Origin of the sequence: Campylobacter concisus, assembly GCF_902460575.1 — a bacterium.
In the GTDB taxonomy this organism is placed as follows: Bacteria; Campylobacterota; Campylobacteria; order Campylobacterales; family Campylobacteraceae; genus Campylobacter_A; species Campylobacter_A concisus_AW.
Genome location: NZ_CABPUY010000005.1, coordinates 1 through 11627, shown reverse-complemented (window position 1 = coordinate 11627; position 11627 = coordinate 1). Strand labels below are relative to the sequence as shown.

14 protein-coding genes are annotated in these 11627 nt (G+C 42.6%); 13 read left to right on the top strand and 1 reads right to left on the bottom strand.

Annotation, left to right across the window (positions count from 1 at the left end; translation table 11 throughout):
* A partial coding sequence (locus F3G76_RS11035) for a DUF6538 domain-containing protein (protein ID WP_317454272.1) occupies nt 1–172 on the bottom strand: 172 nt, incomplete at its 3' end.
* Nucleotides 173–638: 466 nt separating this feature from the next.
* On the opposite strand from F3G76_RS11035, the gene F3G76_RS10220 reads away from it, so the two are divergent.
* From F3G76_RS10220 to F3G76_RS10160, 13 genes are read left to right on the top strand one after another with little or no spacing between them, the layout of a single operon-like run.
* Entirely contained in the window at nt 639–1277 is a 639-nt protein-coding gene (locus F3G76_RS10220; RefSeq protein WP_149706659.1) for a YdjY domain-containing protein, read from the top strand.
* The gene (locus F3G76_RS10215) at nt 1277–1654 is read left to right on the top strand and encodes a hypothetical protein (RefSeq protein ID WP_149706658.1); all 378 of its coding nucleotides are present in this window, start codon (nt 1277–1279) and stop codon (nt 1652–1654) included. Before F3G76_RS10220 ends, F3G76_RS10215 begins: the two co-directional genes overlap by 1 nt.
* Complete coding sequence (locus F3G76_RS10210) at nt 1651–3162, top strand: TIGR04282 family arsenosugar biosynthesis glycosyltransferase (RefSeq protein WP_149706657.1); 1512 nt, start codon at nt 1651–1653, stop codon at nt 3160–3162. The genes F3G76_RS10215 and F3G76_RS10210 overlap by 4 nt, the downstream gene beginning before the upstream one ends.
* Nucleotides 3159–3869, top strand: a complete 711-nt coding sequence (locus F3G76_RS10205; RefSeq protein ID WP_149706656.1) for a TVP38/TMEM64 family protein — start codon at nt 3159–3161, stop codon at nt 3867–3869. Before F3G76_RS10210 ends, F3G76_RS10205 begins: the two co-directional genes overlap by 4 nt.
* Nucleotides 3847–4509 (top strand): TVP38/TMEM64 family protein, encoded by a 663-nt coding sequence (locus F3G76_RS10200; protein ID WP_188116304.1) that lies wholly within the window; start codon nt 3847–3849, stop codon nt 4507–4509. The genes F3G76_RS10205 and F3G76_RS10200 overlap by 23 nt, the downstream gene beginning before the upstream one ends.
* Nucleotides 4478–5182, top strand: a complete 705-nt coding sequence (locus F3G76_RS10195) for a TIGR04283 family arsenosugar biosynthesis glycosyltransferase (RefSeq protein WP_149706654.1) — start codon at nt 4478–4480, stop codon at nt 5180–5182. The genes F3G76_RS10200 and F3G76_RS10195 overlap by 32 nt, the downstream gene beginning before the upstream one ends.
* A gap of 21 nt (nt 5183–5203) precedes the next feature.
* The gene (locus F3G76_RS10190; protein WP_149703638.1) at nt 5204–5818 is read left to right on the top strand and encodes a DUF6037 family protein; all 615 of its coding nucleotides are present in this window, start codon (nt 5204–5206) and stop codon (nt 5816–5818) included.
* A gap of 42 nt (nt 5819–5860) precedes the next feature.
* Entirely contained in the window at nt 5861–6826 is a 966-nt protein-coding gene (locus F3G76_RS10185) for a heterodisulfide reductase-related iron-sulfur binding cluster (RefSeq protein WP_149706653.1), read from the top strand.
* Nucleotides 6823–7758 carry an arsenosugar biosynthesis radical SAM (seleno)protein ArsS gene (gene arsS, locus F3G76_RS10180; protein ID WP_149706652.1) on the top strand — a complete coding sequence of 312 codons (936 nt, stop codon included), beginning with the start codon at nt 6823–6825 and terminating at the stop codon, nt 7756–7758. Before F3G76_RS10185 ends, arsS begins: the two co-directional genes overlap by 4 nt.
* A gap of 16 nt (nt 7759–7774) precedes the next feature.
* Entirely contained in the window at nt 7775–8197 is a 423-nt protein-coding gene (locus F3G76_RS10175; protein WP_149706651.1) for a C-GCAxxG-C-C family protein, read from the top strand.
* A complete protein-coding gene (locus F3G76_RS10170) occupies nt 8197–9585 on the top strand; it encodes a sodium:solute symporter family transporter (protein ID WP_149706650.1) in 1389 nt (462 codons plus the stop codon). Before F3G76_RS10175 ends, F3G76_RS10170 begins: the two co-directional genes overlap by 1 nt.
* The gene (locus F3G76_RS10165; RefSeq protein WP_103634052.1) at nt 9582–10502 is read left to right on the top strand and encodes a metallophosphoesterase family protein; all 921 of its coding nucleotides are present in this window, start codon (nt 9582–9584) and stop codon (nt 10500–10502) included. Before F3G76_RS10170 ends, F3G76_RS10165 begins: the two co-directional genes overlap by 4 nt.
* Nucleotides 10503–10536: 34 nt before the next feature.
* Nucleotides 10537–11244 (top strand): rhodanese-like domain-containing protein, encoded by a 708-nt coding sequence (locus F3G76_RS10160; protein ID WP_103634053.1) that lies wholly within the window; start codon nt 10537–10539, stop codon nt 11242–11244.
* Nucleotides 11245–11627: the final 383 nt, after the last annotated feature.

Here is an 11627-nt window from a genome sequence, read left to right as displayed (position 1 = left end):
TGATCGCGTTAAAAATTATAGAGTAGATCTTAGCACGATTTTTTGCTGTATCAAAGCGTTTTGTGAGGAAGGAGGTTATGTATTCGGTTTTATTACCAAAATAAGGCCTCAGATATAGTGGGATAGCTACTCTAAAGTAGTATATGCCATTTCGTTTGACTAGATATTGCATCTTTGTTACCTATGCAATATAACTTTGTAGCAAAATGTAGCAGATACCTAGTGTGAAACTGGCTGTGTACCGTCTTTTTGGTGCTTACACAAGGTTTATTTTAAACCCTCATAAGCCGGAGGTCGGGAGTTCAAGTCTCCCCCGTGACACCATAACACCCTATTTTAGGCACTAGCAGTGATGCTTTTGTTCTTTTCCTTTCTTTAAAATTTCCTTTAAGAGTGGAACACTTAGTTACTAAAGTGGAACAGTCTCTTAAAAAATCTAAATTATATCTCATTTACACTTCTAATACAATGAAAAAACTAATTTTTGCGCATTATGAACAAAATGTCACTTAAACTTTTTTTTATTTTAAACAAATATAATTCAAAAATATTTTTGGGCGAGGTTCGCCTGCAACATTTACAAATTCTATAAGTTTCGTAAATCAAATTTCAAATTTTCTTCACAGAAAGGCACTAATATGTTTAAAAAAGCTATTTTTATGGCTATTTTTAGTCTGTTTTTTACCGCAAGCGTTCAAGCTAGCGACGATCAAGTTGGCGTAGTAAGCGCTCAAAATCCGATGGTAGTAGATGAAAGCGCCAAAACTATCACTGTTTTAGCCAAGGTAAATGGCAAGTATTTTACTGAAAACACTCGCCACGCAGTAGTTTTCAAAGATGGAAGATTTGGCGATAAGCCTGTGTTTATCGCACTTGCAAATCAAAACGATTTCTACCAAGCTATGAAAAAAATAGGCGCCAAACCAGGCAACAATATGACTCTAAAAAATGGCCCTGAAACACACGTCGAAGGCGACAAGATCAAGATCGAAGTAACATGGAACGGCGCACCAAAAAGCTACGACATCAACGAAGTCATCACAGATAGTAACAGCAAACCAATCGACATGCGTTTTGGCGGCAACGAAGCGACCGCAAAGAGCTTTAATACCGGCTGCATCGCTTGCCTAGATAGCTGCTCAGTCGGCATCATCTCAAACCACACCTACACTCACGGCGCAGTTGAAAAACGCAACGAAGTCGTATTTCACGGCAACAAAGACGTTTTACCGCCTGATGGCACATTTGTAGCTATAAGCTTTAGGGTTGCAAACTGATGCAAGCTTTTAGAGCCTTGTATTACGCGTTTTGCGCTTTGCTTTTAGGGCTTAGCGCGGCGCTTTTAGTCTCGCTATCAGTTTGGCTCGAGATGCGCGTGCACAACCGCTATATCGTGGCTGGATTTTTCGTGGCTGGGCTACTTTACGGGCTCTTTCAAAAGCGCACGGCTGTTTTTGCGCTAATTTTTAGCCAAAGTTTGCTCTTTTTAGTCACGCTTTGGCTTGGCAAGCAAGAGCTACTCTTTTATCTCATCAAAGAGAGCTATTTAGAAATTTTAACTCTAGCTCAAGTGAAATACCTATTTTTGGGAATTTTAACCTTTCTAAATATCTTTTTTCTATTCAAATTTACCGCCACAAAGGGTAAAATTTGAAAAAAGCGCTGATACTTTTTACTAGAGCTCCGATCGCTGGCAAGACTAAAACCAGGCTGCTTGACTTTTTGACGCCACAACAAGCGGCAAATTTGCATAAATTTTTACTAAAAGATATAAACTCCAAGCTTCAAAAGCTAAAAAACGTCAAAATTTTCATCTTTTTTACGCCAAGAGATAAGGCTAAAAATTTAGAGCAAATTTTAGGCGATGAGTATGAATTTATTGCCCAAAGTGAGGGCTCACTAAGTGAGCGAATGCTTAAAGCATTTAAACATGTAAAAACGCTTGGATTTGAACAAATTTTACTAATTGGCAGCGACATTGTAAATTTTACCGCTCAAGGCTTTAATAGCTATTTTAAAGCACTTAGTAAAAACGATGCCGCTATCGCCCCTACGCTTGACGGCGGATACTGCGCGATCGCTCTAAGAAGCGCCAGCCTAAGAGATGAGATTTTCTCAAGCGATTATTCTTTAAGGCAGAGCGTGTGCGATGGAGTTTGCGCTAAATTTGAAGAGCTAAATTTAAGCTACGTCAAATTTAAACCGCTTCGCGACATCGATACGAAAGAGGACATTTTCGCTTACGTCTTGGGCGTGCGACCAAGCGCTATAAAACCCCTTGCTAGCGGCGAATACAACATAAACTACAAATTTCGCAAAGGCGGCCAAAAGGTATTTCGCATAAATACAAAGTCGCAAATGGCACTTGAAAATCAAATAAAATATGAATTTGATGCGCTTAAAATTTTACAAAGCTCAAAGGTCACGCCAGCGCCGTTAGAGTATTACGAGCCAAGCCCGTTTTTACCGCGAGGGGCGATGAGTATGGAGTTTTTAAAAGGGCATGCGCTAAGATACGAGAGCGATCTTGAGACGGCGGCAAGTTTGCTTGCTAGCGTGCACGCAGTCAAGATCCCGTCAAATCACAGCTTGATCACCGCGCAAAAGCCATTAAAAGCGATGTTTGAAGAGTGCGAAAATATGACTAACGTCTATCTAAACTCAAATTTAGCCCAGCCAAAAACCGCTGAGATGATCGAATTTTTCTTAAAAATAGCAAAGAAATTTGACCTTGAGCGCGAGATAGAGGAGCCTTGTATCATAAATACCGAGCTAAACTCTTCAAATTTCATCATCGGTAAAGAGAGCTCATACATCATCGACTGGGAAAAGCCGATAATTGGCGAGCGTGAGCAAGATCTGGCACATTTTAGTGTGCCAACGACCACGTTTTGGAAGACGGACACGATATTTAGCGCTGATGAGATAGAAAAATTTATAAATTTATATGAAAACTACTCGAAAAAAATGGTAGATAGGCGAAAATTTAGAGAGTATTTTACGATGACTTGCCTGCGAGGAACAAGCTGGTGTGCGATGGCATTTGTCGAGTACAACGGCACTCGTGCCATCAAAAACAAATACGCTTTTAACAAGATAAAAGCCTATCTTAGCGACAAGTTTTTGTCGAATTTACAACAATATTTTAAGGAATCTAGATGAAAAAATCCCAAATTTTTCTCCTAATCGCCGTCGCGATAGTCGCGCTGGCATACTTTTTTATCCCTGCGGTAAACAAACAGATCACCGACTCAGTCGTGATGCTTAGCAAATTTGACCTAAATGAAGTCTATGCTTATTTGCAAAGCTTTGACAAGACGACGGCTGCTTGCGTGAGCTTTTTTTTGATGGTGCTTCAAAGCATCATGGCGCCAGTGCCTGCGTTTCTCATCACGCTTTCAAATGCGATGATATTTGGCTGGGTCTGGGGCGCTGTGCTATCGTGGAGCTCGGCTATGGTGGGCGCTGCGCTTTGCTTTTACATAGCACGTATTTTAGGTCGCGACGTCGTTGAAAAGCTAACTGGCAAAAAGGCGCTTGCAGCTACGGACGAGTTTTTCACGAGATTTGGCAAGCACACGATCATCGTCTGCCGTTTGCTGCCGTTTGTGAGCTTTGATCTAGTGAGCTACGCAGCAGGGCTTACGTCGATGAGATTTTGGGGATTTTTCTGGGCAACTGGTATCGGCCAGCTTCCTGCGACCATTGTATATTCGTATTTTGGCGGCAGTTTGATGGGCGGTGGCAAAATTTTATTTGTGGGTCTTACTATACTATTTGCCTTCTCGATCGTAGCCTACGTCGCAAAGAAAATTTTAGATGATAAAAAGGCTAAAAAGGCGCAGCTTGAAGCAAACAAGGCTGCTTAAATTTACTATCATCGCCGCGATCATACTAGCGGCTGCATTTTTGATGCAAAAGATCGGCGTTAGCGAGCTTCGTGAGCTCATCGGCGAGCATGCGATTTTCGCTCCGATGATCTACGTTCTGTGCTTTGCTATCTTGCCGATATTTTTATTTCCGGTGCCTATCCTAGCAGTCGTTGCAGGTACGGCATTTGGGCTATTTGCCGGCAGTTTATACACCATAATAGGCGCGATGATAAATTCTGTTTTGATGTTTTATATCGCAAGATTTTTGGGATTTCGCACCGTTAGCGCCTTCACGCAAAACTCAAAGAGCAAAATTTTAAAAACACTTGGCGAGCCCGGCGGTAAATTTAGCCTGATTTTGATCCTTCGCCTAATGCCGCTTGTGCCGTATAACGCCCTAAACTACGCATGTGGCGTGATGAACGTGAGCCTGCGTGAGTACGTGGTGGCGACCTTTGTAGGCATCGTGCCGGCAACATTTATAATGGTAAATTTGGGTGAAAAAGCCCTTGATATGCGCTCAAACGGCTTTATCATCGCCTGCGTTTTGATGGCGGCGCTTGTGGTACTTTCTAGCTGGGGCGCAAAAAAGATAAGAGCAAAACGTGGCGATCTCGGTAATAACGCCGATCTATAACGAGCCGTGCGAAAATTTGGAGCGTTTTTGTGCTCTTTTGGCAGCTCAAAAAGGTGAATTTGAAGTGATATTTGCTGATGCTAGCGAGCCAAATTTCTATGAGGGCAAAAATTTTGATTTAGCGCTAAATTTGAGCAAATTTTTCTCGCCTGAGAGATTTAAAATTTTACCTTGCAAAAAAGGCAGAGGCACGCAGCTAGACGCTGGGGCGAGCGTAGCTAAATTTGAGAAGCTTCTCTTTTTGCACGCTGATAGTGCCTTTTGCGATGAGAGGGCGATTTTGGCCGCTGAGAGGGCGCTTGATCGCTGCGAGGCTGGCTGCTTTAGGCTTAAATTTGATGAGGGCGGAGTGCTTTTAAATTTGATCGCGCTTTGCTCAAATTTACGCGTAAAGCTTAGAAAGATCGCGTTCGGCGATCAGGGGATTTTTATACGAAAAGGCCTTTTTAACGCAGTTGGCGGCTTTGAAAATTTAGCTATTATGGAGGATTATAAGCTAAGCATGAAGCTAAAAAGATCTAGCGTGAAATTTTGCCAGCTAGATCAAAGCATAATCACAAGCTCGCGTAAATTTAGGCGTGAAGGAGTCATAAAAACGCTCATAAAAATGCAAATTTTGCAGTATAAATTTAGAAATGGAGCTAGCGCTGATGAGATCGCAAAAAGTTATTAAAATATATAAAGGAGAATAGTAATGCTTAAAAATATAAAACAGCTAAAAGAAGATATGGCTTTGAAGCAATGGACAATTTGTAGTTTTTTGTTTAAATATAAAAGCATAGACTATATAGTCCTCGTAAAGCGATTTGTTGGTTTAGAAAAAAGAGCAAGCAATTACGCTTTAGTTAAGCTCCACTTCATGGATGCTAAAGATCTTTCACGAGATTATGAAATAGAAGCTAATTCAGCATCGCTATTAATTAACGATGTAAAAGAATTTATATTATATTTTAAAATAGAATATAGTCAAAATTTAAGAGACATAATTAGGCAATTTACAGAGAAACTATCGCGAGATATTCCTTTATGCATTCCTGAAAATTTAACAAATATAGAGCGACAAGCACTCATAAGATCACTGAGTATTAGTGACTCAGAGAACCCAGACAAAATATATTGTAAAGGCATAAGAAGAAATCCAGATGGGCAGCATAGATCTGATTTTAACTCTGATAAAACAAGACTATTAAGACCTTTCTTATTTGAGAAATTTATCAATGATTTGAGTATTAGTTTTTGTTACTCCATCAACTTTAACGATGAAAGAACAGATGAAGAAATTTTATATAATTTTTCAAAAAATGGCTAAGATTATATACGCTAGTAATAATAAAAAATTAAAATTTAAAATATGAAATCACAACTAAAAGTTATTAAAAACCCGCCAGAGCTTTGCATAGAGTGCGGAGCATGCACGAAACACTGCGAGTTTTTGACTAAATACGATATAAATTTGCTTGATTTTTCAAAGCGAAAAGATCTCGCATTTAGCTGTTTTTTGTGTGATGAGTGCTACAAAGTCTGCCCAAAAGACATCAGCGGCAACGAGATCGCGCTAAAGCACAGAGAGCAGATAAAAAAGCCGTTTCGCTACCTAAATTTCTTAAAATCGCCATATCTTTACGCCAACAACTCGCCCAAAAAGAGCCGCGAACTAGTCTTTTTCGGCTGCAATTTCCCGGGCTTTTTGCCTAAAACCACGAGAAAAATCATCGAAATTTTAGAGCCATTAGGGGTTGATTTTAGCATAGACTGCTGCGGCAAGCCACTTTTTGAAGCAAATGCAAATTTTAACAAGACAAAGGCACATCTAAACGAGCTCTTTGCCGCAAAGGGCGTAGAGACGCTCATTTTGGCCTGTCCAAACTGCTACCACTTTTTAAAAGACAAGGTGGATGTCAAGATAAAGACCATATACGAGAAATTTGAGGAGCTTGGCCTAAACCACGAGATCACAGAGGAGGCGCACATCTTTTACCCCTGCCCTGAGCGCATACATAAGCCTATTTTTGAGACCTTTAAAAAGTATGTGCCAAATTTCAAAAATAGCTTTAAGGATGTAAACTGCTGTGGGTTGGGCGGGCTTGCTAGAAGCAGCGAGCCGCAAATCGCCGCAGGATATCCGCAAGCCGTCAAGGATAAAAATTTGCCAAATCTCTACACCTACTGCGCCACTTGCTGCGGAAATTTCGCCAAAAACGGCGTGCAAAACATAAAACACTTCGCCACGGTGATGAGCGGCGTAAACGAAGCGCCAAACACCGCTTATCTAAAAAACGTACTTAGTTTAAAATTTTATAAAAGGAATAGAAAATGAACTTCACGGAGCGTATAGCACCGCAGATCAGGCATACTGATAAAATTTCAACTATCCAAGTAAATCTAGGCAAGATATGCAACCTCGCCTGTTCGCACTGCCACGTCGAGGCTGGGCCAAAGCGCACGGAGACGATGAGCAAGGAGACTTTGCAGGCTGTTTTGGAGGCTATTAGCGCGCATAAATTTAGCACGCTTGACGTCACTGGCGGCGCACCTGAGATGAACGCGCACTTTCGCTGGTTTATCGATGAGGCCGCTAAGATCACGCCTCACATCATCGTGCGAACAAATTTAACCATACTACTTGAAAATGGCTACGAGGATCTACCTAAATTTTACGCAGATCACGGCGTGGAGCTAGTTGCGAGCCTGCCTTGCTACACCGAAGAAAACGTCGATAAGATGCGCGGGCGAGGCGTATTTGATGGCTCCATAGAGGCGCTAAAGAGGCTAAATGCACTGGGATACGGCAAGGGCGGAAATTTGGCGCTAAATTTAGTCTATAACCCAGGCGGTGCGTTTTTGCCAGGCGATCAAGCCGGGCTTGAAGCGGACTACAAAAGAGAGCTAAAAAGCGCTTTTGGCGTGGAATTTGATCATCTTTTTACGATCACGAACGTGCCGATTGGCAGATTTAGAAGATCGCTTGAAAAAAGCGGTAAATTTGAGCCTTATATGCAGCTTTTAGAAGCAAATTTTAACCCAAATGCTACGCAAAATATAATGTGTAGAGCGCAAATTTCAGTTGGATATGACGGAGCTCTTTATGATTGCGATTTTAACCAGATGGAGGGGCTTAAGGCGCACGGCGCAAAGGATATCTTTGAGCTAGCTAAAAGCGGCGAGCTTGGTAGGCAGATCGTCTTTCGCGACTACTGCTACGCCTGCACGGCAGGGGCTGGGTCGAGCTGCTGCGGCGCGCTAGCCTAAATTTAAAGGATAAAAAATGATGAGCAATGAAGAGATAGCGCAAAAATTTGCCGAGCAAAACTGCGCGCAGATGATATTAGCACGCTACGCACAGCACCTAGGTGCAAACGAAGCACAGCTTATGAAGCTTAGTTTTGGGCTCTTAGGTGGCATGCAGGAGGGCTCGGTATGCGGCGCATATCTAGCGGCGGTGCTAGTTTTGGGGCTTGCTTACGGCGATGATAAAGAAAAATACAATGCAAATTTGGCGCGCTTTAAAGAGATATATTTTAAAACGCAAAAATCTAACATCTGCAAAGAGGTCTTGGGGCATGATCTAAGCAAGCCGGATGAACTTGAAGCGATAATGCAAAAAGGGCTCTTTGCGAAAATTTGCCCCTGCGCTATAAGCGATAGCATGAGGGCTTTGGATCAAATTTTAGAGTTTAAGGAGAGTTAATGCAAGAGTATCAGTCGCTCTTTTTTTGGGGCTTTTTGATCGTTTACGGCGTGATAATGTACGCTTTTTCACCAAAGGCGCGCAGTATCGGATCGTTTTTTAAAGGTGAAGGTGAAGGCGGCGTAAAGGTGTCGCCATTTTTGCTAACGACTAGCATTTTTATCAGCTGGATATTTGCAAAATCAGTCACAAACGCCGCAAATTTAGGCGCTAGCTACGGTATCGTCGGAGGCGTAGCGTACGCGACATACTGGCTTTGTATACCAATAGCCGGCATCGTCATCTACCGCTTAAGGCGCAAATTTGGCGCAACCGGACTCGTGCAGTTTTTAACTAGCAACTACGGCGCGGCGGCGAGCATCGCATTTTGCGTGGCGATCTTGGTTAGGCTTTTTAACGAAGTTTGGAGCAACACAGCAGTCGTGGGCGGCTACTACGGAGATAGCGGCAGCATGCCTTTTATCGTCGCAGCCTCGCTTTTTACGCTCTTTACGCTAGTTTATTCGGTTCGTGGCGGACTTAGGGGCTCTATCGTGACAGACGTCATTCAGGCTTTAGTTTTCATTATCGCCACGCTTTGGGTCATCGTGACTATCTTGCCAAAGCACGGCGTGGGCGAGCTAGTTAGCACCGGCAGCTGGAGCTTAGGCGGCGGCGTGGATCTGCTTTTAGTCGCTGTTTTGCAGCTAGTTAGCTACCCTTTTCACGACCCTGTTTTAACCGATCGAGGCTTCATCTGCGAAGAAAAAACGATGCTAAAAAGCTTTGTGATCTCTGGTATTTTAGGCTTTGTAGCCATCGTCATTTTTAGCTTTATCGGCATTTACGGCTCGCTTGAGGGCATAGCCGCAAAGGGCAACATCCCAGCCGAGCTAGCTAAAACCATGGGGATTGGCTCAACTATCCTGATGACAGCCGTCATGATAGCGGCTGCTGGATCGACGCTGGACTCGACCTTTGCAAGCCTTTCAAAGCTAGTTGGCTACGATATCCCAGCGATGCTAAACAAAGACGTCGCTAAAATTTCCATAAAAATCGGCATCATCTCGATGATACTTTTTGCCATTTTTGGAAATTTACCGATGATCGTGGGCACCGATATCTTAAAGGCTACGACGATTAGCGGCACGATGGTGATCGGCCTAGCGCCGGTATTTTTGTTGCATGGATTTGTGAGCCCAACAAAGCTTGGCTTTCATCTTAGCTTTTGGCTGGGGATATTTTTGGGTGTCGCATTTGCATTTGACGCGAAAATTTTCCCTGAGTTTTTAGCGATCGGCAGCGGCAAATACGCAATGCTCTTGGGCATAAATTTATATGGACTCATCGCTTGCACGCTCGCCTATGCGCTGCCTGGGCTACTTTGCGGCTGCAAAGATAAAAGATGAGCTCTTGCCCGCTTAGCTATGCGCTCAATTTCCCTCCGGAGCCAAAATTTCAAAGCCGCTGCCTATATGTCGTAGGCGGACTTTACGGCAACGTCTTTGCGCTAAAAGAAATTTTAACTATGGCAGACGCCGAGAGTGCCGATGTCGTTTTTAATGGCGACATCCACTGGTTTGATGCGGAGGTAAAGAGCTTTTGCGAGATAGAGAATGAGATAGCAAAACGTACTCTAACTGCGATAAACGGCAATGTCGAATTTGAGCTAGCAAGCGGACAAAACGGATGCGGCTGCTTCTATCCCTCATGCACCGACGCTGGCACCATAAATCGCTCAAATTTGATCCATGCACGCCTAAGCCGCCTTATAAAAGAGGGGTGCGAGCAGTTTATAGAAATTTTTAAAAGGCGTGCCAAATGCGAGCTAGTAAGCGTCGGCGGCGCAAATATCGCTATCACGCACGGAGATGAGAAATTTCTAGCTGGCTGGGGCTGCTCTCGTGAAAATTTGGCTCAAAAAGATAGACAAGATGAGCTAAATTTGTGGTTTAAAGAGCGTAAATTTGACGTGCTAGCCTGCACGCATACCTGCGCCCCTGCTGCCATAGTGCTAGAAAATGGCGTAGTGATAAATAACGGCGCGGCTGGCATGCCAAATTTCACCGGCAAGCTTTATGGGCTCATAACTCGCATCGCGCTTAAGCCTAGCAAAGAGGCGATATACTGCGCTAGGCTGGGTGAAATTTACATCGAGGCGCTTCCTGTGCGATACGACACGGCGAAATTTTTAGAGTGGTTTGATCAAATTTGGCAGGCTCAAAGCCCAGCCGAGATCTCATATAGAGGCCGCATAGCAAATGGTAGCGAGGGTGAGATAAAAGAGGCGATAGTGGGTGGATTTTGGCAAATTTACGCAAAATAAATAGTGAAATTTTATCAAAACAAAAGGAGACAAAATGTTCGTCAAAAGTAAAATAGCTAAAGGTATAGTTGTGCTTTTTGCACTAGGTTTTCTCACAGCTTGCAGCGATACAAAAGCGCCAACGGACGCTAAATTTAAGGGTGCTGAACTAGCTGCGATACAAGCTGATAACAAGAAAAAAGAGGACTATCTGGTCATCGACGTGAGAAAAGCGGAGGAGTATAACGCTGGCCACCTAAAACACGCTATAAACATCCCTCTTGAAGAGATCGAGGCTAGACTAGATGAGATAAGCGCCTACAAAGACAAAAACGTCGTGCTTTACTGCAATAGCGGCAACCGCAGCGGCAAGGCGCTAGACATACTAAAATCAAAAGGCTTTAACAAGCTTAGCAACGCTGAAGGCGTGAAAGAATTTAGCTACGATCTAGTTAAATTCGGCAGCATAAACGCAGAGGAATTTAAGAAGATCGCAAACGATCCAAACGTCCTAATCATCGACGTTAGAGAGAAAAAAGACTATGACGCTGGACATATGAAAGGCGCTATTAGCATCCCAGACGGCGAGCCTGTTGATAACTACAAAGACGTACTTGAAGCAAACAAAGACAAAACTATCGTCACACACTGCTACAGCGGCAACCGTAGCGCTAAACTAGCTCAAATTCTAAGTGACAAAGGCTATAAAGTCTTAAATCTACTTGACGGTACAAAAGAACATAGCTACGAGTTAGTGAAATAAATTTATTTGAGCTTTTGGGGCAAAACCTGAAAGCTCAAAGTTTTTAATAATACAAATTTAATATACCTACTTTCACCCTATATCCTTTCACTATTCTTAATTTATTCTTTTTCTAATTATGAATTTTTTCACTAAAATTTGCATTTCTAGCGCAGATTTTTTCCAAAATTGGTGTAATTACTATAAATACTTTTTAAAAGGATAAAAATGAAAAAATTTTCATTAATAGTAACTAGCACCGCTAGCAAGGAAGAAAGTTTATGTAGTGAGGTGATTTGCCATGGCTAATGCATATACAATAAATGATCACAACCTAGTTTTAAACGTAAGGTCGGGTTTTTTAACATATGGTAGAGCTATAGGTAGATTTGCACATGCGTGCC